The following is a 26,131-nucleotide window of genomic DNA, read 5'->3' on the forward strand; positions in this document are numbered from 1 at the left end:
CCGCACCCCTATTTTTAGGGATGATTAAAAAATCGAGCTCTGTCAGAGTGAAATAAATGCACACCCCGATCATGCGTTCGATCACCCTCCTTCTTCTTTTCACCGCGGCCCTGATGGCTCGCTCGGCGCATGCGCCGATTGCGAATTTTCCGCAGTCCGGCGACACCAATCCCGAGTTCATCATACACAACTGGTTCGTCGAGGACGGGCTGCCCCACAACGGCATCAACAACATCGTGCGCGACTCGCGCGGCTTCCTCTGGATAGGCACGCTGGGCGGCCTGGCGCGCTTCGACGGGAGAAACTTTGTCGAATATCCAATGCCGGAGGAGTTCGCCCGCAGCCGCTACAACATCCGCGCCATCGCGATCGAGGATGAAAACACAATCCTGCTGCTCAACGCGGCGAACAAACTCCTCCGCCTGCGCAACGGAAAATACGAACTGCATCCGGCGAATGAGCACCTCGCCAACATCACGCCGCGCGACCTCGCGGTGGATCACACCGGCGCCGTCTGGATCGGCACGGACTCGCCGTCGATCATGCGCTGGTCGGAAGCCGGCGGCGCGGGCGCCATGGAAATCTTCGGCACCGGGGCGGGCGTCACCCGGCGCAATTCCACCTTCTGTTTCGTGAGCGATGAAAACAACCGCACCTGGGTGGCAGGCGGCGATTTTTTCGGCTGGTATGAGGACGGCGAACTGCATCGCTACGAAAAACAAAATCCCCGCTCGGTCATGATAACCAAGGCGCGCGCCGGCGGGCTTTGGGTCGCGAGCCGCGACAACCTCGCGCGCTTCGACACGACACGCGGCACCTGGAATGTCGTGCTCTCCGGCAAGGACTGGCCCATGGCGCGCGCCGGGCTTCAGCATTTTTATGAAGGCAAGGACGGCGTGCTCTGGCTCGCAACCCGGCGCGACGGCGTGCTGCGCCTAATCGACGGACACCTGAAGCCCCTGGCGCTTCGATACGACCGCGTGCACGCCATCAACGAGGACATTAACAACGACATCTGGCTCGGCATCTACGCCGCCGGGCTCGTCCACCTGAAACCAAACCGCCACGTGATACTGAACAGCGACGCCGGCCTGCCCATGGACGTGAGCACATCGGTGAGCATTGACGAAACCGGCGCGCTTTGGTGCGCCAACCAGGCGGGCGGGCTCGTTCGCGTCGAGAACGGCGAAATCACCGTCATAAAAGCCCCCACCCGCAACATGCCCTTTGTCATCAATGTCTGCGCGGATCAGCGCGGCACCATCTGGGTCGGCACGGCGAGCGGCCTGTATTCGACACCCGTCAAGGCGGACGACGGACAGCGCGTCCTGCATCACGTCAATCCGGCGCTGCGCGGCATCCAAACCCTCTTCTGCGATTCCAAGGGAAACCTCTGGCTGAGCTGGGCATCCTCAAAATTCGCCGTCATAAAAAACGGCGTGGTGAACGAATTCACCGCGGAGGACGGCTTCCCCGGTTCGCGGGTGGCCAGCATCGCCGAGCGCAAGACACCGAAAGGCCGCGAAATATGGATGGCCTTGGAAAACGGCCGGCTCTTCCAAGTGCGCGAGGACGCGCCCGACGGCGAAAAAAAGTTCATCGCGCAATCACTCCCCCACGGCGCCCGCGACGCGCAATTGCACACGCTCTTTGTCGACTCCGAAAACAACCTCTGGCTCGGCACCACCAGCGGCCTCGTCCTCTGGCGAGGAGACGCGGGGACCGCGCGCGTCCCGCGTGCTGACGGCGTCGTCCCCGGCGCCGCCCCGCGCCTCTTCACCCAGGACGACGGCCTGCCCGACAACATAATCAACCAGGTTATCGCCGACGGCTACGGACGCCTTTGGGTGAGCAGTCGCCGGGGCATTTTTCATGTATCCATAAAACAACTACTGGCCGCGGCGGACACGCCCGGCTCCCCCGTCAACGCCACGCTCTTCGGGCGCGACGACAACCTCGAGGGAATCTCCGGCATGGTCGGCATCCAGCCCATGGCGTGGAAGCACCGCGACGGCAACCTGTGGTTTGTCACCTATCGCGGCGTTGTCGGTTTCGACGCCGTGCGTCCGCCCGAAACACCCAAGCCGCTTCCCGTTTACATCGACGGCATCCATATCGACGGAGCCCGCGTTCCCGTGCCCGGCAAGGGTCCAATTCATGTCGGCCCAGGCGTCGGGCAGCTTGAGCTGCATTTCGCCGCGCTTGATTTCTCGAATCCCGGACGCGTGCGCGTGCGCCGCATGCTCGAGGGTTTCGATATAGACTGGAACGACGCCACCGGCGAACTCCACTGCGCCTACCCCAACCTCCGGCCAGGACGCTACGTGTTCCGCGTCGAGGCGATCAACGGCGACGGCGGCGCGAGCCGCGCCGAAACCTCCCTCGTCATCATCGTCGCGGCCGCGTGGTGGCAGACCGTGTGGTTCCGCGCGATCCTTGCCTTCGCCTGCGTCGCGCTCGTCTCGTGGATCGCGCTCAAGGTTTCCAACCGCCTCCTCAAGCAGCGGCTCCGCCGCCTCGAGCACGAACACGCCCTGGAGCGCGAACGCACGCGCATCGCGCGCGACTTGCACGACGAGCTCGGCGGCCGTGTCACCAAAATCGGATACATCGCCGACAGCCTGCTCCGCGAGGACGAACCGACCCCGGTGAAGGAGCTCGCGCAAAACCTGGTCACCCAGTCGCACTACCTTGTGGAGGATCTTCACGGCGTTGTTTGGACTGTAAACCCGCAAAATGATTCCTGGCAGCAGCTCGCCGCATACATAGTGCGCTATGCCCAGCGCCATCTCGCCGGCACGCCAATCCTGTGCACCGCCGATGGCGCGCACACCATCCCTGACCTGCCAATCACGCCCGAAGCCCGCCACAACATCCTGTCCATCGCAAAGGAAGTGCTGAACAATATCCTCAAACATTCGCAAGCCGCGCGAGCCACCATCACCATGAGCGCCGACAACGAACGCTTTCGCCTCGTCATTGCCGACGACGGACGCGGCTTCGATCCAAACGCGCCCGAAAACAACGAGGGCAACGGCCTCTACAATATGCGAACGCGCATGGCTGAGATTGGAGGACGTGTTGACATAACAAGCAATCCGGGGAATGGTTCGACGATCACAATAGACTCGCCTCTCAAATGCCGCCCGCCCCAATACGGAGGCGGGGCGAACCCCCAGCCAAAAAACCCGGATGCCACTCAAAGTCGCCATTGTTGAAGACCGCTCCGAGATCGCGGAGGAGCTCTCCCGCATAATCACGCGCGCGCCCGACATGGAACTCGCCTGCGTGTGCCGCAACTACCGAAGCGCCCTCGCGCGCATTCCCGAGGCGCAGCCGGACGTCGTCATCATGGACATCAACCTGCCCGACGGCTCGGGCATCCAGGCCACCGCCCACATCAAGCGCGTCCTTCCCAAAACCGAGGTTCTCATCCTGACAATCTACGAGGAGACCGACGAAATCTTCAAGGCGCTCGAAGCCGGCGCGAGCGGCTACCTCCTCAAACGCTCGTCATCGGAAGAGCTTCTCGCCGCGCTTAGAAATCTTTCAAAGGGCGAAGTGCCCATGACCGGCGAAATCGCGCGCAAGGTCATCCAGTTTTTTCACAAGGACAAACCCGTGAGCGCCAGCCAAAGCCTCGACGATCCGCTTACCCTGCGCGAAATTGAAATCCTGCAAATGGCCGCGCGCGGCCTGGCCGCGAAGGAAATCGCCGCGCAATGCGGCATCGGCGTGCAAACCGTGAACAGCCACCTGCGCAGCATCTACGACAAACTCCACGTGCACTCCCGCATGGAGGCCGTGAACAAATATTTCGGTTAGCGCGGTTTCTGTTTAAATTGTCGCGAGGAAATGCCTTTTGGTAGGGCGAACCGTCCCGGTGAGCCGCAACATCCCCGGCTCACATGTCCAGAATCGCGATGCCGTGCGCTTCGAGGTTGACGGTCTTCGCCGTCCTGCTGTCGGCGAGTGTGATGCGCGTGGTTTGCGGCGTGCCGGCGTTGTTGATGACGACGAGCTTTTTGCGCTTCGGAAAATATGTCGCCTCGGTGTTGAGATTTTCGGAGTGCCACACGCCCCACTTCGCCTCGTGCGCGGCGGCCCAGAAAAGCGCGCGGTGCAACAGGCGCGTGTTTTCGTAGGTGAACTTGAATCCGCTCATATACACCGCTCGGCCCTTGCCGAAGGCGTGCGTGGCGAGGCGCGGCGAGGCTTCGCCAGGACGCTCGGCGAGCACATGCGTGTCGCCGTCAAAAACATAAATGTTGTCGATTTCCTTCGGGCCGAAATCGAGCGCCACATCGGCCAATTCCTCGGTGATAAAATGTTTTGGAGAGAGGTCGTATTTGTAGCGGCCGTTGGCGACGCGCTCGCCGTTGTCGCGGTCGAGTCCGAGCACGCGCGCGAGGCGGAAATTTTGCCCGGCCTGAGGAAGCGCGCTTGGCTCGGCGATGCCGATGAGGCCGCCGCCGCGCTGCACGTATTGCGTGATCGCGGTTTCGACGCGCGGGTCGGCCCAATGCGCGCCGCCGCTCCACGCGGTGCCGGCGCGTCCGCAGTTGATGATCGCCTTCACGCCGCGCGGCACGCCGTTTTGCGCGATGTCGTCGAGGCTGATGAATTGCACGTCGAGCGGAAGCCCGGAGAGCGCCTCGAGCACGTGGTAGAGCTCGACATTGGCCATGAAGTGGCCGGAGCACGTCCACGCGCGCAGATCGCCCCACGCGGTGAGCACGGCGACCTTGAACGGCGCGACGTGGGGTTTGTCGCCCTTGTGGAATGATTTCAGCAGGCGGAATTCATTGGCCACTTTTTCAATGTAATCCTGGAAGTCGGGCCACGGTTCGACGAGCGAGAGATAGCCGCCGAGGCCGATGCGGTCGATGGGCGCGCGCACGATGCCGCGTCGCGCGTCGATCCAGAAATTTTTCGCGTCGAGCGTGGGGTTGCCGCCGCCGTCTTTTTGGAAGGTGGGCTCGCCTTTCAATCCGGTCGGGAAAAGATACGGGTGCAGGCGCAGTTCTTTTGTGGCCACGCCGCGCGAGTGCGCGCAGAGGCGAACCTCGAAGGCGTTGAACACGCACTTGATGAGGCCGTCGAAACCGAACTCATGGAAGCGCGGGCTGCTCGGCTCGACGCCGATCCAGTTGTCGTCGTAAAAAACGTAGGCGAGCTTTTTGTGCTTGTGGACGAGATCGACGCACTTGCGGCCAAACTCGATCACGAAGTCGTGCATGAACGTCATGTAGTCGCGGTAGCGGCGCGTCGGGGCGTTGTGCGTGGAATTGTAGAGGCCGCCGTTGACGAAATCCTCGGAGGTGAGCTTGTAGCCGTATTTTTTCTCGAAGAGTTTCAGCGCGCGCGGGCTCACGGTCATTTCATAATCGGCCCAGTCGGTATACACATCGCGCAGGCGTTTGTGGTCGGCGCCCCAGAACCATGTTAAATTATAAAACATCGACGTGAAGCGCACGACGCGCGTGTCGGCATGGTCGCGCAGCCAGCCGTCGAGATATGCGAGCAGCGCCTTTTGCGTTTCCGGATGCATGGGATCGACGGCGGAGAGATGCTCGCGGTCACCCCAGTTGTTGGTGAGGTGATTATACATCGAGATTTCCTCCCAGACGCGGAACGCGAGAAAATTGACCGTGTAGCGATGCCCGGGCGTCGCGCCGGTGATGGTGACCGCGCCTTTTTTCGGATCAACGCTCCACTTCGACTTCGCGACTTCCCTGCCCGTGGTGCGGTCAAAAACCTGCCACCATTGTTTCGGCGAATCCTTGACGTTCACGACAAACTGCTCGGTGTAATAACCGTCGAGCAGCGAAATCGTGACGGACGGTTTCGCCGCGACAACCGGCCTCGACATGAGGAAATTTTGCTGGAGCTTGTGCGGATTCTTGCGCGCCCAAGGCTGCACCGAACGCACGAGGCAGATCGTCGAATAAATCGAGTAGCCGGACTGCGTGATCTCCGGCGAAAGCTGCGTGCCGTCGGAGTCGCGAATGGTGTCGGCGCCCCATTTTTTTGCGAGCTGGAGCGTGAGCTGTTCAAAGCCGGCCTCGCCGGGAAGCGTGAAACTGCCTGAGGAAGAAGGGATGGTTGTGGACATGGCAAAGGGAATATCCGCGGAATCAAGGGCGTGATGGATGGCGCAAAAAACGCCCTACCCTTCCTGCAAAAAATCGCGCAGTTTGCAGAGCTCGATGCCGGCGAGGAGGACAATGCCGATGCCGTGCGTGTCGTTCAGGTTCCAGAGGAGATCGCGTTTGTAATACTCCGACTGGAACGAGAATTCCGAGCCCCGGCAAACACCGTGCACATTGCCAAATTTGTCGATCGAGTTTTTGTTGATCGCCTCCCACGCCCTGTATGCGGCGCGGATGTAGGGCGCGGGATCCTTATACCAGCCATTCCGCACGCCGCGCGAAAACCCATACATGAACATCGCCGTGCACGAGGTTTCGGGATAGGAATCGTGCTCGTTGACAACCTGGTGGAACATGCCCGCGGCGTCCTGCTGCGCGAGGATGCCCGCGCTGAATTCGCGGAAAAAGTCGAGCAGTTGCGGACGCAGTTTGTGCTTCTCGGGCAGCACGGCGAGCAGCTCGGAAAGCGAGAAAAGCACCCAGCCGTTGCCGCGCCCCCAGGGAATGCCGGTCGCCTTGCCGCGCATAAAATCATAGACGTGCGACATGAGCCGCAGGCGCGGGATGTAGAGGTGCTTTTTGAACCCGATAAACTGGCGCGCCGCGTCGTCGATGTATTTCCGCTCATTCGTGAGCTGGTAATAACGCACGAGGAACGGCACGCTCATGTAAAGGTCGTCGGCCCACATGGTGTCCTCATGGAAGGTGTGCATGAGGTTTTTGCGGAAGAAGGTGCCGTCGGGCAGGCGGACTTGCTTGTTGCTGATGTGATCGGCCACGACATCGGCAATTTTTCTGCTGCCGCGCAGCTCGTAGTATTTCGCAACCTCGAGCATTGCCGAGCCCGCCGAGCCGCAATCGTCCAGCGAATCAAGCGAGGTGAGCAAATGATGGACGTTGGTCGCGCCGCCGTATTGCTCGCGATCCCACATGGCGTAGTCGTATGTGTCGCAGCAGGACTGAAAATGGTTCACGACATAACGGCGCGTATCCTCGGAGTGTATCGCCGCGCCGGCGTGTAGAAGCCCGTAAAGCGTGACGCCGAGCGGGTAGTTCCATTTGCCGTAAAGCGCGTTGTCGTTGTAGGGGCGCACCCATGTGTCCGGTTCGTCAACACGCCAGTAAATGCGCCCGCCGGTTGCGGAATCGTGCAGCTTGTTGAGGTCGGTGAGTGTGTCGAGGTCGAGTTCCGCGCCGGCGGGAATCGGGCCGAGATAGAGCCACTTCGCCCCGGTGCCGGTCATGTTGGCCGGATTGAGAAACACGAGCGGTTCGTTTTTGCCCGCCGCCTGCGAGAGCGCGAGTTCGTAGCCCCAATCCCCGCCGGTGCATTCGGCGCGCACGATGATGTCGTGAATGCCGAAGGGCACGCTCACCCTGGCGTTGACCGGACCGGCCTTGCCGGTGGCGTAAACAACCTCGCCATTGATCGTGACGGAAAGTTTCGAGCGCGCCCGGCCCTTGAGCGTGTAGGCGGCATTGCCGGGCAGGAGGAATTGCGCGCGCGTCCAGCCGATCGCGGCGGTGTTTTTGGTTTTGCCAAAGAGGCGCGTCATTTGGCCGAGCGCGCGCTGTTTGGAATCCCATGCGACGGACGGCAGCCATTTCAACTTTTCAGGCAGCGCACCGGGTGTGAGCGCGCCGGGCGCGCCGGGAATAACCTCGAGCTCGGTGTCGCGCGGCTCCGTGAAAATCCAGCCCTCCTGCCCTTCGCGGGCAGGATCGGGAACGAGAAAATAATAGGGCAGCTTGCCGAGCCACGTGCCGTAAACCGCGCCGAAGCCGCCGAGTGTTTTGCGCACGCGCACGACAAAGTGGTTCCAGCCGGCCTTGAGGCCGATTTCGAGCGGCGTGCGCTTGTTGAAATAGCGCTCCTGAAAAATGTCGGAGCGGAAAATCTGCGCGCCGTTCACGTAGATGAGCACGGGGCTGTGGCAGTCGATGTCGAACCTGATCGCGCTGTCCGCGTCGGCCCAGATTTTCGCCCACGCATACACATACTGGCCGAGTTTTGCATTGGGAAAATTTTTATTGAAATCGGCTTCGTAGCGATAGTCCTTGCCCCGCAAAATGCCCGCCCTGCTGAACGCGCGATAGGTGAACGGATGCGCCGGATTTTGCCCGATGTATCTCCGGGCAACGGCTTCCAATGTCTTTTCAATATTCATGCCCTCGTGGGCGTGCATGCTTTGAAAGTCCTCGAAATAGAATCCCATAAAATGTGTGGTTAAATGTTACGTTACAGGGTGAGCGCTATTTAGCGAGAACAAGGCCGTCTTGCGCGGTTCGGCTCAAGGCGGCGCACATCTGACCGTAAGAAGCGAACCGTGTCATGTTCGACGCCCGGGCGCGTTGGGCGAGGCCGCAAGCGCTTGGCGAGTTTGTGGCCTTGCTCGCGAAATCAGCGCGGATCAACGCTTTCCTTAACGTCGGCGGGCTTTTCGCGCGCGAAGGCTCCGCCGATGATGTCGAAGCCGCCGCGCAGGCGAATATCCTCCGAGGACGCGCCGACCATCACCGTGAAATGCCCCGACTCAACCGTCCATTGGTGGAGTTTGTCGTATAGCGCGAGGTGCTCGGGTTTGAGCGTGAAATGGACGGTCTTGGTTTCACCGGGGGCCAGGTTGACGCGCTCAAATCCGCGCAAAACTTTCTCAAAGGTAACGACGCTGCTGTAATCGTCGCGCACGTAGAGCTGCACCACTTCATCGCCCGCGCGGGAGCCCGAGTTGGTGACCTCGCACGAAACCTCGACGCGGCCTTGCGGGCCTTGCTCCGCGGGCGTGATTTTTAAGTTCGAGTAAGTGAAGGTCGTGTAGCTGAGGCCGTGACCGAAGGGCCAGAGCACGCCGGAAACCTGGCCGTAGTCCCGGTCTTGCGAGCCGGGATGCGCGGGAAAATTCATTTGAATCTGGCCGGCGCTTTTGGGGAAGGTAACGGGAAGGCGTCCGGCGGGATTGTAATCGCCAAAGAGCACGTCGGCAATTGCACCGCCGCCCTCCTCGCCGGGCAGCCACATTTCGACGATGGCGGGAATGTGTTTCGCCGCCCAGTTGACCGAAAGGGGGCGGCCGTTGCTGAGAACGAGAATGACGGGCTTGCCGGTGGCGTGGAGCGCCTTGAGCAGTTCCTCCTGATAACCGGGAAGGTTCAGGCTGATGCGGCTGGCGGATTCGCGGCAAAGGTCGTCGGTTTCGCCGAGCGCGGCGATGATGATATCAACATCCTTGGCGGCGGCCACGGCGGCGTCGATTCCGGCCCGCACCTCGGCGTCGGGAGCATCCTTGTAAACATCGCTTTCGGGAAAGTTTTTGTCCTTCACGTCAACACCCTTGGCGTGGCGAACTTCAACGGCGGGATTCGCGTTGCTGAGCTTGGCGCGGATGCCGTCGAGCGGCGTGACGAAGTCGAGCAGTTGCGCGCCGTAGCGCGACCACCAGCCATGCTTGTCGTCGGCGAGCGGACCCGCGACGAGCACGCGCTTGAGTTTTTTGGCGTCGAGCGGGAGGACGTTGTTTTCGTTTTTGAGAAGGACGATGCCTTCGCGCTCGGCCTGGCGGGCGACCGCCATGTGCGCGGGGGCGCGCACGATTTTTTCGGCGGCATCGGGCGCGGCGACATAGGGGCGGTCGAAAAGGCCGAGCCAGTATTTCACGCGGAGAATGTCGCGCACGCGGGAGTCGATTGTTTCCATGGAGAGCCTGCCGTCGCGCACGAGCTGGCGGAGCGGTTCGGCGTAGGCTTCGGGAGGCGTGAAGTTGGTGCGGATGTTGAGGCCGGCCTCGACGGACTGGCGGATGGCTTCGGCGGGAGTGACGGCGGTGCGGTGTTTGTCATGGATGAACTCAACCGCGCCGCTGTCGGAAACAACATAACCGCGAAAACCGTATTCGCCGCGGAGGATTTCGGTAAGGAAGAGCTTGCTGGCCTGGACGGGGATGCCGTCGTAGTCGTTGTAGGACGACATGACCCCGAGCGCGCCGCCGTCCTTGATGGCGCGCTTGAAGGGCGGCATGAAGATGGTCTGAACTTCGCGCCAGGTGGCCTGCGGGTCGGTGCGGGCGTGGCCGTCGCGGCCGCCTTTCGGAATGCTGTAAATGGCGAAATGCTTGAGTGTGGAGACGACGTTTTGCTCCTGGATGCCGAGGACTTGTTGCAGGCCTAGCTCGCCGGTGAGAAACGGGTCCTCGGAAAAACTTTCGACGATGCGGCCCCAGCGGGGATCGCGGGCGACGTCGAGGACGGGCGAATAGACGTTGGTGTAGCCGAGCGCGCGCGCCTCGCGTCCGACAACGCGCCCCATTTCGCGGACGAGCGAGGTGTTCCAGGTGGCGCCGACGGAAATCTCGTGCGGGAACGCGGTGGCCTTGGAGTGAAGGAGGCCGCGGATGCCCTCGTTTGTGAAATCGACGGGAATGCCGAGACGAGTGTTTTCAATGAACCAGCGCTGGACTTCGTTGATGGCGCGGGCGTGGAGCGACCAGGGGAGCGCGTGCTTGGGCGTCGGGTTGGAGTTGGTCCAGCCGGTGTTGCCGTTCATGTGCTCGTCGATGTTGCCAATGCCGTCCTTCCAAAACGCGGTGTCCCAGGCGGGCGTGGGAAGCTCGTCCTTGGCGACGCGCGGGTAACCATACCAAGTGACCATCTGCGCGGTTTTTTCCTCAAGGGTCATGCGCGCGACAAGGTCCTCAATTCGTCGCTCATGCGGGAGCGCGGGATCCTCGTAGGCATCCTTTACTCCGTTCTTGTTAAGGTCGATCCAGCCGTCGCGATAAATGTCGGGCGAGGTGTGCGTGGCGGGTTTTGCGTTTACGAAAATGCCGGCATCCGCGGCGGCGGAGCAAACCGCGGGAGCAATGAGAAAGGCGGCGAGAAACGCGGGGAGTGCGAGGTTGCGAAATGTGGTCGGTGTCATGCGAACGCGAGTGGACGGGATATCGCTTGTCGAAACAAGCGGGCGCGCAATCGGAGCGTAAGAATGCGGCGCGCAATCATCCAATTTTCACCGCGCCCGCCGCCCCTTACACAACCACCTCGCGGCGCGCCTGCGCGGCCAGCTCCGTGTCCAGATATCGCTCGCCGCAGCTGCAGGCGATTGTGACGATGTTTTTTCCGGCAAACTCTTTTCGCGCGGCCACCCGCAATGCGGCCCATACGTTCGCCCCGGTCGAAAGCCCCCCGAAGATTCCATCAAGCACGGCCAGCTTGCGCACGGTTTCAATCGCGTCCGCATCGCTTACCGCGATCACCTCGTCGATCACGGAGCGGTTGCAATTTTTCGGAATGAATCCGCAGCCCAGCCCCTGAATCAAATGATGCCCCGGCTTGCCGCCGGAAAGCACCGCGCTCGCCGCGGGCTCGACCGCAAACGCGCGCATCGCCGGACGCATCGCCTTGATCGTCTCCGACACGCCCGTGATCGTGCCGCCCGTGCCCACGCCGGCGACAAAGGCATCGACCTCGCCGCCGAGCGCATCCCAGATTTCCCGCGCCGTCGTCCGCCGGTGCGCCTCGGGATTCGCCGGGTTTTCAAACTGCCGCGGCATGAACGCCATCGGACCGTGCTCCGCCAGCAACTCGCCAGCGCGACGAATCGCGCCCGGCATTCCCCCGGTGCCCGGCGTCAGCACGACTTCCGCGCCCAGCATGCGCAACAACACCCGCCGCTCCGTCGGCGTCGACTCGGGCATCGTCAGCATGAGCTTGTAGCCGCGTTGCGCGCACACGAGCGCCAGCGCAACGCCCATGCTGCCGGATGTCGGCTCGATGATCACCGAGCCCTGGCCGACCTTGCCCTGCGCCTCGGCGGCCTCGATCATCGCGCGCGCGATGCGATCCTTCACGCTCGCAAGCGGATTCATGAATTCGATTTTCAGGAAAACATTCGCCTCCAACCCTTGCGCGATGCGGTTGAGTTTCACGAGCGGAGTGCGGCCCGTGGCGGCCACGATGTCGGGAAACACTGGATTCGTTTTTTCCATTGTGATGATGCGTCAGCGATCCTTGACGGTATTCAGGAAGCGCGCCATCTCAATCCACGCGAGCGCGCGATGACTGAGTTTGTTTTTTTCGGCGTCGCCCAGCTCCGAAAAAGTCCGCGAGAAACCCTCCGGCGCAAAAAGCGGATCGTAACCAAAACCGCCGCCCTCGCGCGGCTCGCGAACCAGCCTCCCCGGGCAACGCCCCTCGAACACATGCTCCACACCGTCCGGCCCGATCAAAAACAGCACGCAGACAAAATACGCGCCGCGTTTTTCGTCCGGCACGCCGCGCATTTCGCGCGCGAGTTTCGCCAGGTTCGCCGCGCTGTCGCCCTGCGGCCCCGCATAATAGGCCGACTCCACGCCCGGCGCGCCGCCAAGCGCGTCAACGCACAACCCGCTGTCGTCGGCAAGCACCCAGGCGCCGGCATCCGGGGAAAGCGCCCGCAGTTTTTCACGCAACGCCCGCGCCTTTTTTCGAGCGTTGCCGATGAACGCGCCCGTGTCCTCCTCCACGCGCGGCATGCCGCCAACCGCGCGCGCCGAAACGATCTCGACCGCGCCGCGCAGCTCGCCCGCGTCGACGAGCGCTTGAAACTCCCGTGCCTTGTGCGCGTTACCTGAGGCGAAATACAGTTTCATCGACATTGAGTTTTTCGGGATAGACCGCGCGCCCGCGCATCAGGAAATCGTCGCCCAGCGATTCGTGCCGGACATCGGCCATGCGCACCGCCTGCGTCAAATGCTCCGTGCGCAAACCCGAGTAGGCGGAGCGCCCCTTGTCGTCGGCAAGCAGCATCGGCGCGGTGTAAGTGAAGAGATAATCAATCTGCCGCTCCTGCAAAAACTCGCTCACCAGCTGCGCGCCGCCCTCCAGGTAAACACCCGTTATTTTTTCCCCGGCGCAGCGCTTGCGAAACATGCCCAGCGAGCTGCGCTGCGTCGGCGAGTCCATGCACCACACGCGCACGCCCAGGTCGCGCAGCTTGCGCACATAACCGAGCCCGCCGTGCTGCGTCGTCACGACAATCGTGCGGTCGCGAAATTCGTCGGTGTAAAGCGAGGGCATGTTTTGCGTCATGACCGTGCGCAGCAAACCGTCGAACACAACGCGCCACGGGCACCACTCCGGCTCGCCCTCAATGCGCGAGGTCAGCCGCGGATTGTCCGCGATCACGGTGCCCGCGCCGACCGTGATCGCCGGGAACAGCCGCCGCCAGCGCATCACGTTTTCGCGCGCGACCGGCCCGGTTATCCATTTCGACTCCATCGAGCGCGTCGCGATTTTGCCGTCGAGCGTCATGGCGGATTTTGCCGCGATCAACGGCTCGCCGTCCGTGCGGATCGAGTGGTTGAAAATCAAGTTCAGGTCCTCGCACTCGCCGTCGAGCACGCCCGAAATCACCTCGACGCCCGCTTCGCGCAACACACCGAAACCGCGCCCGGCGTGCACCGGGTTGGGATCGGTCGCGCCCACGACCACGCGCGCGATTCCCGCCTCGCGGATCGCGTCGCAGCACGCGCCCGTGCGCCCGTGCGTCGAGCACGGCTCAAGCGTCACATAAAGCGTCGCCCCCGGCTTGGGTTTGCGTCCCAGCGCATTCAACGCCACGCGCTCCGCGTGCGGCATGCCGTCGCTCGCATGAAATCCCTCGGCCACGATTTCGCCGTCCTCGACGATGAGCGCGCCGACCATCGGGTTGGGATGCGTTTGCCCCCACGCCTTGCGCGCGAGCACGAGCGCGCGCCGCATGAAGTGTTCGTGCCGGGCGAAGGAGAGGTGGTCGTCTTTGTTCATGCTCATTTTATCCGCGCACATAGGGATTCGTCAGTTTTTCGCGCCCGACTGTCGTCGAGGGACCATGCCCCGGAAACACCGCGGTGTCGTCGGGCAGCGTGTAGATTTGCGAGCGGATCGATTGCTCAAGCTGCCGCATGCTGCCGCCGGGCAAATCCGTGCGGCCGATGCTGCCCGCAAAAAGCGCGTCGCCGACAAACGCCTTTTTTTCCTTCGCAAAATAAAACAGCACATTGCCCGGGCAATGCCCCGGCACATGGCGCACCTCAACCTCCCCGCCCAGCGCGGAAAACGTGTCGCCCTGCCCCACCCACATGTCCACGCGAACCGGCTCAAGCCCGAGATCCTCGCCCATGAACTGCGTCATCACCTCGGGCGTCTCAATCAGCATTTGGTCGTCGCGATGCGCGCGCACCTTCGCGCCCGTGCGGCGCGCCACATCCGCCCCGCCCTGCATGTGGTCCCAATGCCCGTGCGTGAGCCAAAGCTCGACGAGCTTGCACTTCTCCTGCTGCAACACCGCCTCGACATCCCACCACACATCGCCCGGCGCGTCGATGAGCACCGCCTCGCCGCGCTCCGGCGCCGCGAGCAAATAGGCGTTCGTCTGAATCAGCCCTGCGGGAATCACATGAACATTGATAGCCATATCCCGAAGACTGCACACCGAGCACCCCGTGTCGATCAATGGAAAAATGCGCGCGCAATCAATCGCGCCGCCGGGCCGCCGGGCGGAATTGACTGGCGGCCGCTTTTGGCGCACGAATCCGGGATGGTTTCCGCGCGCGCCAGTCAACGCCTCATAAAAACATTCAGCCTCTGCCTTGTTTGCGCCCTTTGTCTTGCGGCGCCGCTCATCCCCGCCGCCTCAATCACGCTCGAATGGAACACCGGGGCCAATGAATTCGTGACACGCGGCGGCTACGCGCGAATGAAGAAACTTTCCACCGGTGAAATCGCCCTGGTCTTTTCGAGCGGCGATTCAGTTTGTATAAAAAAGAAAAGCGCCAGGGCAGGCGCATGGGGTCCCGCCGTCCGCGTCGCCTCGCCCGCGAAGGAATCCGGCTACCGGTATACCAACGCCGAGATGTGCGAACTCGCCGACGGGAGACTCTGTTACACATGGAACGCCCGCCCGGTGCGCAAGGATGGACACCTGCCGTATAAAATCATGGCCGCATTTTCCAGCGACGGCGGACGAACTTGGGGCGGCGCGCGCGATCTCCATGTTGCCGGCAACACCCGGCGCACCGGCTGCTGGGAGCCCTGCCCGATCCAGCTTCCCTCCGGGGAATTGCAAGTGTGGTATGCCGACGAATCCATCACGCCCGCGGGAGACCAAACCATCGCCGTCCTCCGCTCCCGCGACAACGGCGCCACATGGCTCAAACCCGTCACGGCCAGCTATCGCAAGGGCAAACGCGACGGCATGCCCGTTCCCGTGCTGTTGAAAAACAACAAGGGGCTCGTCGTCGCCATCGAGGACAACGGCATCGACGGCGCATTCAAGCCGGCCATCATCAGCCTCACTCCCGAAGGAAATGTGGACGGCGTTGTTGGCGGGCAAAGCCCCCGGCGCTGGCACGCGCTTCGCCGTGACTGCCGGCTGCCCGCCGCAACCTACGCCGGCGCGCCCTACCTCATCCAGTTGAGCACAGGCGAAACCGTGCTCTCCGTCCAGTCCACCGAAAACCGCCGCAACGAGGCGCACAAATTCGCCAACCTTCACGTTTATGTCGGCGATGACTCCGCGAAAAACTTCGCGAACAAAAGCACCCCCTTCCCCGATTTGCCGGAAAACGCCGCCGCGCTCTGGAACTCGCTTTGCCAGGTTGACGACGACGCGCTCGTCGCCGTCGCCACCATCAACGGCCTTCCGCGGGACAACGGCATCTGGATTGCCACCGCGCGCATCACGCGCTCCCGAAAGTGAGCATCCCGGCGGGCACGGCCGCGCATATTTGACCTTGAGAAAAGCCCCGCCCTCCCAGAACAATGTGAACGCGCAAAACCAAAGCCAAACGTCACGCCAATGAAAATTCCCCAAGAGGCACCCAAACTGAACCCACTGCCCTTTATCATCGCCGACATCGTGCTGCTCGTCCTGGCGATCATGGTCGCCCTCGAATCGCCCTCGCCGATTCCGCCGGCGTCACTCATAACCATCACGCTGTGCGTCTGCCTCGGCGCCGTGCTCGCCTGCCTGCCCGTCGTGCTCAACCACACACGCCAGCGCGACAAACTCCTCGACGAGCGCCAGGATCAAATTGTCGCCCTCACACAGGCCGCCGCAGCCGCCGCCAACCAAATCAGCATCCTCACAACCAGCCTGCACGACATCGCGGACACCAACGCCAAAATGCTCAAGCACGCCGACACCCTGCCCGCGCGACTCCAGGAAAAAATCGGCGACGTGAAAACCCAGCTCAACGAAATCGCCTCCGCCGAAATCGAGGCGCTTGAGCAGGAAGTCAACACCCTGCGCGCCTCCGAAACCGAACGACTCGAAAACGCCCTCGATGCCGTCAAAAAATTCTCCAACGAAATCCTCACCCGCGAGACAAACGCCCAAACCCAATCCGACGAAACCGCGCGCAAACTCGGGCAACTCTCCGGCGCGCTCGACGCCGCCATCAAAGCCCTCCCCGCCCAAATCGCCGCCGCGCTCGACACCGCGCGCGAAAAACTCGGGCAGTCCGTCGACGAATCCATCGAACGCCGCAACAAGGAAATGCTCGCCCGTTTTGCCGGCGAAATCACCGCGCTCGAAAACAAACTCAAGGACTTGTCCGGCAAACTGTCCGCCGCGCAAACGCAACCGGCGTCCAAGACTCCAGCCCCCGAAAAAACATCGCCGCCACCCCCGTCGCCGACTCCCCCCGCGCACATCCAGGCGCAGCCCAAAAACACGCCGAAGGCAGACGACAGCGTTGCGTCAAACACGGACGACACCCCCGCCGCCACGAGCACCCCGCCATTCAAGAAAAACATCGCGCACCCTCCCTCAACCCCGCGCCTCCAGGAAAAAACCAAGCCCGAAAAAACTCCCAACACCTCGCCCAAACCCGACGCGCAAAAAACCCCCGGGGACGAAACGCCCGGCGCCGCGCACGCCAACAAAACCGAAAGCCCGCAATCCCCCGCGCCACCGCCTCCTCCGCCGCCAGTCGAGCCCCAACCCGAGGCTCCGCCCCCGGACAAACCGCAATCGAACGAGGACGACACACCCAAACCCGAGCCCGCCCCCCCGCCGCCTCCGCGCAAACGCGCCGCGTCCAAACCGAAACCGCCGCGCGACGAGGAACCCATGCTTGACCTCGATTTGCCTCCTCCCTCCGACGAGTATTCCCAAGGCGAACCCGAGGACGGCGGCTTCAGCTCCGCAATGTCGGCCGACGGCGTCACCCGGCTCATCGTGACCTCCTACATTGGAATCGGAAACAAACTCTACATTCGCGGCGACGGCCCCGGCCTGAGCTGGAACAAAGGCGTGCCGCTCCAGTTTGTCTCGATCGGCAAGTGGCGATGGGAAACAAACGACGCCGTCGCGCCCGTCTCGTTCAAGCTCTACAAAAACGATTCCGTCGAATGCACCCGCATCGGCGCGCCCAAACTCGAACCCGGCCACCAGCACGAAATCACCGCCGATTTCTAAAGCTTTTTTCGATTTAAAATTATCAAGAAAAATAAAGCCTTTTGGTAGGGCGAACCCTCCGGGTGAGCCGGGGATATTTCGGCTCACCCGGAGGGTTCGCCCTACCAGAAAATGCGCTCAAATAAAAGCGGTTGGTTCTTCTGCGCAAAACAGGGGTATTCTCATTCTGAGTAAGCTATTGGGTTCCACTTTTTCAGGCGCCCGTCCCTACTCGCTCTCCGTGAACTCGCAAAGCGTGAATACGTCGAGCCCGGCGGCGCGCAGTTTTTTCGAGCCGCCCAATTCGACAAGGTCGATCAACGCCGCCACGCCGACAACTTCACCGCCGAGTTGCTGAAACAGTTTCGCCGCGGCAAGCAATGTCCCGCCCGTCGCGATCAAGTCGTCAACAATCAGCACGCGATCACCCGGCTTGCACGCGTCCACGTGGATTTCCACCGCGGCCGTTCCGTATTCGAGCTGGTAACTTTCGGAGATCGTCTTGAACGGCAGCTTGCCTTTTTTGCGCACGAGCACGAACGGCTTTCGCAAGCGGTATGCCAGCGCGCCGCCAATCGTGAACCCGCGCGCGTCCACCGCCGCGACAATGTCGAACGGCCGCTTGTCGCCCTCCTCCGCAAACACATCGATCGCCCTCGAAAACGCGACCGGATCGTGAAACAGTGTCGTGATGTCTCGAAAATTAACGCCCGGCTTGGGCCAGTCGCGCACGGTGCGAAAAATCTTTTTGAAGTAATCGGGCGTCCGCATGGCGAATCATTGCGCCTCCGTTTTCTTTTTCCCCGGAAACAGCAGCGAGGCGATCACCGAAAGCGCCAGCGTGCCGCCGATCACGCCAAGCGACAACCCGATGCTCACGTGATACTCGAATATGTATCCGACGATCATTTTCATGCCGATGAACACGAGGATCACGGCCAGCCCGATGCCCAGGAACCGGAACATGCCCATCACGCCGCTCAGCGCGAAATACATTGAGCGCAGCCCGAGTATCGCAAAAATATTCGATGTGAACGCGATGAACGGCACTTTCGTGATCCCGAGCACCGCGGGAATCGAGTCGAGCGCGAACACCACGTCCGTCGTCTCGATCACCAGCAGCACGATGAACAGGGGTGTCGCCACCTTGCGCCCGTCGATCTTCGTGAAGAAACGCCCCTCGTGATAATCGGGCGCCACCGGAAAAAACTTACGAAACAAACGCACCACGACATTTTTCTCGGGATGCACATGCTCGTCTTTTTTTGGAAGCGCCAGCTTGATGCCCGTGAAAATCAAAAACGCGCCGAATATCATCAGAACCCATTCGAAATGCTCGATGAGTTTTACCCCGACCAGGATGAACACCGCGCGCATCACCGCCGCGCCGACGATGCCCCAGAACAGCACCCGGTGCTGATACTCCGCGCGCACCTTGAAAAACGAAAACACCACGATGAACACGAACACATTGTCCACGCTCAGGCCGAGCTCGACCAGGTAGCTTGCGAACCATTGCGCCGCCGCCTGCGAGCCGTGCTCATGCCACACAAAGGCGTTGAACCCCATCGCCAGCGAGAACCAGACAATGCACCATGTGGCGGCTTCCTTCACGGAAACCACATGCGCCTTGCGATTAAACACGCCCAAATCGAGCGCCAGCATCGCCGAGATAAAAATGCCAAAGCCCAACCAGGCCCATAACGGATATTCGTCCATCGTCGTCGTTTCTTAATGCGTTAAAATCGCGCGCGCGTCAGATGTGAATCGCCTCGCCCAGGGTCGCGGCGGCGGCTTCCATCACCGCCTCGCTCAATGTCGGGTGCGCGTGGATCGTCTGGTGAATCTCATCGACGGTCGCCTCCATCTCCACGGCGAGGCCGTATTCGGCGATCAACTCCGTCGCCTCCGAGCCGATGATGTGCGCGCCATAAATCTCGCCCGTCTTTGCGTCGCTGATCACCTTGACAAAACCCTCGCTCTCGGCGGACGCGACCGCCTTGCCCGACGCGGTGAACGGGAACTTGCCGACCTTGATGTCGAGCCCCTCCGCCTTCGCCGCTTTTTCAGTGAGCCCCGTGCTCGCCACCTGCGGCTGGCAATACGTGCAACCGGGGAAAACTTTCACGCGCTTCGGCGTGCCGTGGCCGAACATGCCGTTCACCGCGCTCACCGCCTCGAACGTAGCCACGTGCGCAAGCCACGGCGGGCCGATAATGTCGCCCGCGCCGTAAATGCCCTTGATGCTGGTCTCGTAGTCGTCGCCGACCTTCAGGTAATTGCGGTCGAGCTCCGGCTTGAGATTCGACGCGAACACATGGTCGATGTTTGCCACCACGCCAATCGCGGAAAGCAGCACCTCGGCCTCGACCTCGGTCTTTTTGTCGCCTTGCACGAGGTCCACTTTCACGCCGCCCTTGCCGGTGCGGAAGTTTTCGCACTTGGTGTCCGTGTGGATATCGATGCCCTGCTTCACGAGCGCGCGGCTGAGCGTCCTTGAGATTTCCGCGTCCTCGACCGGCAAAATCTGCGGCAGCATTTCAACGAGCGTCACCTTCGAGCCAAGCGCGTTGTAGAAATACGCGAACTCCACGCCAATCGCACCCGCGCCGACAATAATCACCGACTTCGGCAGCGACTTGCCCGCGAGTGCCTCGCGCGAGGTCATCACGCGCGCGTCGTCGTATTCGATCCCGGGGATGCGACGCATCTTGCAGCCCGTGGCAACGAGGATGTTTTTTGTTTTGAAAAATTTACCGTTATGCTCGCCCTCCGTGATCGAAACCATGCCCGGCGCGTTCACAACCGCGCGGCCGATGAAATAATCGACCTTGTTTTTCTTGAGCAAAAACTCGACGCCCTTGGCCATCTGGTTCGAGACGCCGCGCGAGCGCTCGATCACCTTCGCAAAATCAAACGTCACTTCCTTCACGCTCAGCCCGTAGATGTCGGCGTGCTTCATCTTCTGGTAAAGCTCCGCGCTCTTGAGCAGCGCCTTCGTCGGGATGCACCCCCAGTTCAGGCATGTGCCGCCGGCGCGCTCCATTTCGATGCACGCCACTTTTTTTCCGAGTTGCCCTGCGCGAATCGCGCCCGCGTAGCCCGCCGGGCCGCCGCCGATGACAATCAGATCATATTCTTGGATTTCAGCCATGTTGAGGAGGGAGGTCTTTGTTGATTAATATTTACTGGGTGCAAAAGCACCGCAACTGTCGCCCACGGTCAACGGGAAACACGCGCCCAAATCTCCGCGCGCGCGGATTTTCATCGTTGCAATTGGCGGGCTAATGACAACACCCCTTGGCTGCAACGGCGAACACCATGAAAAAAATCGTCATATTGCAGGATTATCTTCGAAACGGCGGCACGGAGCGACAGTCCGTCCACCTCGCCGGAAGATTCGCCGCGCACGGTCTCGACACAACACTGCTCACTTTCCGCCCCGGCGGCGCGCTAGCCCCGCCGTCCGCGCAATCGCAGATTTCCACCGGGCAACAACAACATTCCGCCAATTACAAATTTCAAAGTCTCCAGTCCTTCGACACGCACCTCGATTTTTTCGCCCCTCGCCTCATCCCCGCGCTGCGCCGCCTCGCGCCCGACATCGTGCTCTGCATGGGGCGCATGGCGAATTGCAAGGCGGGGCGCATCGCGCGCGCGCTGCCCGACGCCGCCGTCATCTCGACCATGCGCACCGGCAAAAAACTCCCGCGCGCCTACATCCGCTCGCTGCACACCACGAGCCATGTGATCGCCAACAGCCACGCAATCGCGAAAACCCTCGTCGAAAATTACGACGTCCCCGACGAAAAAATCTCCGTCATCCACAACGCCATCGTCCACGACGCCGACAGCGCGCCCCAGCCCGAGGAATCGACCGATGCCGTCCCTTCTTCAGCCCTTCAGCCCTTCAGTCCTTCAGCCCTTCCCCACCGCCTCCTCTGCGTCGCGATGCTGCGCCCTGAAAAAAACCACCACGAGCTCATCAAAATCTTTTCCCAACTCCCCCCCGCGCCACCGGCCGAACTTCACATCATCGGCGCCGGCAGCGAACTTCTCCCCTGCTGCTCCGCCGTCAAACGCATGGGACTGGTCGGGCGCGTCCACTTCCACGGTTATCTTTCCGATCCCTCGCCCTACTACAAACAAGCGCGCGTCGCCGTCCTCACTTCGCACAGCGAATCGCTTCCCAATTTTCTCGTGGAGGCGCACATGCACGGCATCCCCTCCGTCGCCTACGCCGTCGGCGGCGTCTCCGAATGTGGCGGCATCGCCATCACCCCCGGCAACCAGCCCGCCTTCATCGCCGCGCTCACCCGTCTGCTCAACGACCCCGAACACCACGCCGCCGAATCCGCCCGCGTCGCAGCCCACGCGCAGGAACACTTTGCCCCCCAAACCCAGCTCCGGCGTTACTTGGAAATTTTTGCCAAAGTCACGGCTTGAGAAAACCGGGCAACGGCCCTTCCGTGTTTCCGTGTCCAAGTCCAAAAAGCCAGCCGCCCGCGCAATCCGTTCCTCCACTTCCGCAATCCGCACTCCGCACTCCGCATTCGATTGCATCCGCCTGCGCGGCGTCCGCCAGAACAACCTCAAGGGCTTCGACCTCGACATCCCGCTCGGCAAATACATCGCCGTCACCGGACTGAGCGGCGCGGGCAAATCCTCGCTCGTTTTCGACACGCTCCACGCCGAGGGCCAGCGCCGCTACGTCGAAACTTTCAGCGCCTACACGCGCCAGTTTCTCGACCTCCTCGACAAGCCCAAGGTCGACAGCATCGAAAACATCCGCCCCTCCATCGCCATCGAGCAAACCAACACCGTCAAGACCTCGCGCTCGACCGTCGGCACCATGACCGAGCTCACCGACTACTTCAAAGTCTGGTTCAGCCACATTGCCAAGTGTTACGATCCCGAAACCGGCGAGCACATCGAGGCCGACACGCCGCAAACCATCTGGGCCAAAACCCTCGCCGCGGCCAAGGGCCAAACGCTCATCGTCACCTTCCGCGTCAAAAAACCCGGCAACATCACCTGGCCCGAAATCCTCACCAGCCTCAAAAACCAGACTTACGTCCGCGTCCTCATCCCGGACAAAAAACGCGCCTGCACATCCGCCCGCGTCGACGACCTCCTCGCCAGCCCAAAACAAATCCCGTCCACCGCCGCCGAAATCCACGTCGTCCAGGACCGTATTGAAATAACGGATACAAACCGACCCCGATTCCTCGAGGCCGCCGAGGCCGCCCTCCACTTCGGCCACGGCCAGCTCCAACTCTTCGCCGCCTCCTCCGATCATTCCGCACCCCGCACTCCGCACTCCGCATTTCACCAGCACTCCTCCTTCTCCACCACGCTCCACAATCCCGCCACCAACCGCACCTTCCGCCCCGCCACGCCCGCGCTCTTTTCCTTCAACTCGCCGCTTGGCGCCTGCCCCGTTTGCCGCGGCTTCGGACGCGTCATCGAAATCGACTACCGCCTCGCCATCCCCGACCAGTCGCTCTCCATCGAAGGCGGCGCGATCACCGCCTTCGCCGGCCAGGTTTACAGCATGTCGCGCGAAGACCTCATCCGCGCCGCGCGCCGCCACAAGATTCCCACAAACATCCCCTACGCGCAACTCACCGAAAAACAGCGTGAGTTTGTCATGCTCGGCGAACCCGAATATCGGAAACGCAAAGCCCGCAACGAGCAAATCGACTACGAAACCGACGACCTTTGGTATGGATTGAAGGGCTTTTTCGAATGGCTCGAAAACAACACCTACAAAATGCACGTGCGCGTCTTCCTCTCGCGTTTCCGCGCCTACAATCCCTGCCCCGCCTGCCACGGCCAGCGCTTGCAACCCGACGCGCTCTGCTGGAAATGGCAAGACCGCGCCATCCCCGAACTCTACACGCTCCCCGTCAGCGAGCTTCTCCCGCTCGTTGAAAAGTCCACGATCTCCGACTCCGCCACATCCCTCGAAACGCACAGCGCCAAACTCGCGCGCGACAGCATCCTCACGCGCCTGCGCTACCTCGTCCACGTCGGCCTCGGATACCTCACGCTCGACCGCCCCTCAAAAACGCTCTCCGGCGGCGAAGTCGAGCGCGTCAACCTCACCTCGTGCCTGGGCACCTCGCTCGTCGACACCCTCTTCGTCCTCGACGAACCCAGTGTCGGCCTGCACCCGCGCGACATCGACCGCCTCATCGCGATCATCCGTTCGCTCACCGACGCCGGCAACACCGTCGTCGTTGTCGAGCACGACGAAACCATGATTCGCGCCGCCGACCACATCATCGAAGTCGGCCCCGAACCCGGCGCGCAAGGCGGCCACATTGTATTCAGCGGACCACTACAAAAACTGCTCGCCGACAAAACAAGCATCACCGGCCGCTACCTCAGCGGACGCGAAACAATCCCCGCGCCACAAACCAGAAGACCGGTGGAAAGAGGCCGGAATACCAGAGGCCAGAATACCAGAGACCAGAAAGCCAGAAAAACCGCGCCCAAATCTTCAGCCTCCGCATCACCCTCTGGCACTCTGGCTTCTGGCCTTCTGGCTTCTGGCCCTCTGGCCTCTGGTATTCCGGCCTCTGACTCCCTTCGCATCGAAGGCGCGTCCAAGCACAACATCCGCGACCTCTCCCTCTCCGTCCCCCTCAACCGGCTCGTCTGCCTCAGCGGCGTTTCCGGCTCCGGCAAATCGACGCTCCTCGACAACATCATCTATCAAGGAATCCTCGCCTCGCGCCACCTGCTCGCCGAGGACCCCGCCGAAATCGCGCGCATCACCGGCGTCGATGCGTTTGGCGAAATCATCCTCGTCGACCAATCCCCGCTCAGCCGCACCCCGCGCTCCAATCCCGCGCTCTACAGCGAGGCGTGGGAGCACATCCGCGACCTCTACGCCTCCACCCCCGCCGCGCAAACGGCGGGCTTCACCGCGTCGAGCTTCTCGTTCAACAGCGGCGACGGACGCTGCGACCACTGCAACGGCCTCGGCTCCGAGCGTGTCGAAATGCAATTCCTCTCCGACGTTTACGTCCCCTGCCCCATTTGCGAAGGCCGCCGTTTCAAACCCGAAGTCCTCGCGATCACATGGCGCGACCGCAGCATCCACGACCTCCTCAACACGAGCATCGACGACGCGATCGCCCTCTTCGTTGACCACCCGCAAATCACCACCCGCCTCGCCCCCCTCGCCCAAGTCGGCCTCGGCTACCTCACACTCGGCCAGCCGCTCAACACACTCAGCGGAGGCGAATCACAACGCCTGAAACTCGTCCGTCACCTGGCGGCGCCAAACGCCGCAAATGTGGATTTCGGAATGCGGAATGCGGAATTAAAAACCACCCAAGCCAACAAGCCGCCGCATGCGTCCGGCCATTCCGCACTCCGCACTCCGCAATCCGCATTCAAACCCGCGCTGCTCCTGCTGGACGAACCCACCACCGGCCTCCACCGCCACGACGTCAAACGCCTGCTCGCCGTCCTGCACGCCCTCGTTGACCGAGGCCACAGCATCATCGTGATCGAGCACAACATCGACGTCCTCAAATCCGCCGACTGGATCATCGAAATCGGCCCCGAGGCCGGAGCCGACGGCGGCCGCATCGTCGCCGAAGGCACGCCCGAGCACCTCGCGCAAACCAAAACCGAAACCGCGCCCTACCTGCTCGCCGCGCTCGCAAATTCCAAAATCCAAAATCCCAAATTCCAAAAAAATCTCAAATCACCAAAATCCAAATCTCAAAAAAACCAAACATCACTTCCCGCCGGGGATTCGCGTTCATTCGCGTCCATTCGCGGTTCAACCCCCGCCTCGCTCAACATAATAGGTGCGCGCGAAAACAACCTCAAAAACCTCTCCCTCGACATCCCGCACCACGGCCTCAACGTCGTCACCGGCGTCTCCGGCTCGGGCAAGTCCACGCTCGCGTTCGACATCGTTTTCGCCGAAGGCCAGCGCCGCTTCATGGAATCCATGTCGCCCTACGCGCGCCAGTTCGTCGAGCAACTCCCGCGCCCCGACATCGACCTGCTCACCGGCATCCCGCCCACCGTCGCGATCGAGCAGCGCATCACGCGCGGCTCCCGCAAGTCCACCGTCGCCACCATCACCGAAGTCGCGCAATACCTCCGCCTCCTCTACGCCCGCCTCGGCGTGCAGCACCACCCCGACACCGGCCGCCCCATTGTTCCGCTCACGCTCGCGCAACTCCGCGCCCACCTCGCCAAAATCCTCGCCACCGACCCGCGTGTGAAGAAGGCGAAAAAACTCTACCTCTGCGCCCCGCTCATTCGCGGACGCAAAGGCCACCACCAACCCATCGCCACCTGGATCGAGAAACAAGGCCACACCCACATGCGCGCCGACGGACGCCTCTTCCCCGTCGAAAAATTCGAAAAACTCGACCGCTACAAAGAGCACAACATCGAAGTGGGGGGGGGGGGGGGGGGGGGGGGGGGGGGCGGCCCCCCCCCCCCCCCCCCCCCCGCCCCGCCCCCCCCCCCCCCCCCACCACCGGCTATGCCGAACCCGCGCCCGCCGCCCCCGTTCCCTACGCGTGGATCG

15 protein-coding genes and 1 pseudogene are annotated in these 26,131 nt (G+C 62.0%); 6 read left to right on the forward strand and 10 right to left on the reverse strand.

The window, feature by feature from the left end; genetic code table 11:
• Positions 1–71: 71 nt before the first annotated feature.
• Both M2103_RS06955 and M2103_RS06960 read left to right on the forward strand, forming a co-directional pair.
• A complete protein-coding gene (locus M2103_RS06955) occupies positions 72–3,218 on the forward strand; it encodes a sensor histidine kinase (RefSeq protein WP_277509603.1) in 3,147 nt (1,048 codons plus the stop codon).
• Positions 3,193–3,825 (forward strand): response regulator transcription factor, encoded by a 633-nt coding sequence (locus tag M2103_RS06960; protein ID WP_277509604.1) that lies wholly within the window; start codon positions 3,193–3,195, stop codon positions 3,823–3,825. The genes M2103_RS06955 and M2103_RS06960 overlap by 26 nt, the downstream gene beginning before the upstream one ends.
• A 79-nt stretch (positions 3,826–3,904) precedes the next feature.
• On the opposite strand, the gene gnpA is transcribed toward M2103_RS06960, so the two are convergent.
• From gnpA to M2103_RS06995, 7 genes are all read right to left on the reverse strand, one after another.
• Positions 3,905–6,115, reverse strand: a complete 2,211-nt coding sequence (gnpA, locus tag M2103_RS06965) for a 1,3-beta-galactosyl-N-acetylhexosamine phosphorylase (RefSeq protein WP_277509605.1) — start codon at positions 6,113–6,115, stop codon at positions 3,905–3,907.
• A gap of 54 nt (positions 6,116–6,169) precedes the next feature.
• Positions 6,170–8,368 carry a glycoside hydrolase family 88 protein gene (locus tag M2103_RS06970; protein ID WP_277509607.1) on the reverse strand — a complete coding sequence of 733 codons (2,199 nt, stop codon included), beginning with the start codon at positions 8,366–8,368 and terminating at the stop codon, positions 6,170–6,172.
• A gap of 185 nt (positions 8,369–8,553) precedes the next feature.
• Complete coding sequence (locus tag M2103_RS06975; RefSeq protein WP_277509609.1) at positions 8,554–11,067, reverse strand: glycoside hydrolase family 3 N-terminal domain-containing protein; 2,514 nt, start codon at positions 11,065–11,067, stop codon at positions 8,554–8,556.
• Positions 11,068–11,173: 106 nt separating this feature from the next.
• Positions 11,174–12,133, reverse strand: a complete 960-nt coding sequence (cysK, locus tag M2103_RS06980; protein WP_277509610.1) for a cysteine synthase A — start codon at positions 12,131–12,133, stop codon at positions 11,174–11,176.
• 12 nt (positions 12,134–12,145) lie between these two features.
• Positions 12,146–12,775, reverse strand: coding sequence for an RdgB/HAM1 family non-canonical purine NTP pyrophosphatase (gene rdgB, locus M2103_RS06985; RefSeq protein ID WP_277509612.1), 630 nt, complete (start codon positions 12,773–12,775; stop codon positions 12,146–12,148).
• Positions 12,750–13,931 (reverse strand): bifunctional diaminohydroxyphosphoribosylaminopyrimidine deaminase/5-amino-6-(5-phosphoribosylamino)uracil reductase RibD, encoded by a 1,182-nt coding sequence (gene ribD / locus M2103_RS06990; RefSeq protein ID WP_277509613.1) that lies wholly within the window; start codon positions 13,929–13,931, stop codon positions 12,750–12,752. The genes rdgB and ribD overlap by 26 nt, the downstream gene beginning before the upstream one ends.
• Before the next feature lie 7 nt (positions 13,932–13,938).
• On the reverse strand, positions 13,939–14,580 hold the full coding sequence (locus M2103_RS06995; RefSeq protein ID WP_277509614.1) for an MBL fold metallo-hydrolase: 642 nt from the start codon (positions 14,578–14,580) through the stop codon (positions 13,939–13,941).
• Positions 14,581–14,703: 123 nt separating this feature from the next.
• On the opposite strand from M2103_RS06995, the gene M2103_RS07000 reads away from it, so the two are divergent.
• Both M2103_RS07000 and M2103_RS07005 read left to right on the forward strand, forming a co-directional pair.
• Positions 14,704–15,864: a sialidase family protein gene (locus tag M2103_RS07000; RefSeq protein ID WP_277509616.1), complete on the forward strand. Its 1,161-nt coding sequence runs from the start codon at positions 14,704–14,706 to the stop codon at positions 15,862–15,864.
• Between the two features lie 99 nt (positions 15,865–15,963).
• On the forward strand, positions 15,964–17,586 hold the full coding sequence (locus M2103_RS07005; protein WP_277509617.1) for a hypothetical protein: 1,623 nt from the start codon (positions 15,964–15,966) through the stop codon (positions 17,584–17,586).
• A gap of 207 nt (positions 17,587–17,793) precedes the next feature.
• On the opposite strand, the gene M2103_RS07010 is transcribed toward M2103_RS07005, so the two are convergent.
• Genes M2103_RS07010 through lpdA form a run of 3 tightly spaced genes read right to left on the reverse strand, consistent with a single transcriptional unit; the run spans position 17,794 to position 20,719 of the window.
• A complete protein-coding gene (locus tag M2103_RS07010) occupies positions 17,794–18,336 on the reverse strand; it encodes an adenine phosphoribosyltransferase (RefSeq protein WP_277509618.1) in 543 nt (180 codons plus the stop codon).
• Between the two features lie 6 nt (positions 18,337–18,342).
• Positions 18,343–19,284: a TerC family protein gene (locus M2103_RS07015; RefSeq protein ID WP_277509619.1), complete on the reverse strand. Its 942-nt coding sequence runs from the start codon at positions 19,282–19,284 to the stop codon at positions 18,343–18,345.
• A 37-nt stretch (positions 19,285–19,321) separates the two neighbouring features.
• Positions 19,322–20,719, reverse strand: coding sequence for a dihydrolipoyl dehydrogenase (gene lpdA / locus M2103_RS07020; RefSeq protein WP_277509620.1), 1,398 nt, complete (start codon positions 20,717–20,719; stop codon positions 19,322–19,324).
• Positions 20,720–20,886: 167 nt separating this feature from the next.
• Here lpdA and M2103_RS07025 point away from each other — a divergent pair, with 167 nt between their 5' ends.
• Together M2103_RS07025 and M2103_RS07030 are read left to right on the forward strand one after the other, a co-directional pair.
• Complete coding sequence (locus M2103_RS07025) at positions 20,887–22,011, forward strand: glycosyltransferase (protein WP_277509621.1); 1,125 nt, start codon at positions 20,887–20,889, stop codon at positions 22,009–22,011.
• Positions 22,012–22,042: 31 nt separating this feature from the next.
• Positions 22,043–26,131, forward strand: a pseudogene (locus M2103_RS07030) (excinuclease ABC subunit A); the annotation flags it as partial.

Origin of the sequence: Ereboglobus sp. PH5-5 (assembly GCF_029504805.1) — a bacterium.
Lineage (GTDB): Bacteria > Verrucomicrobiota > Verrucomicrobiia > Opitutales > Opitutaceae > Ereboglobus.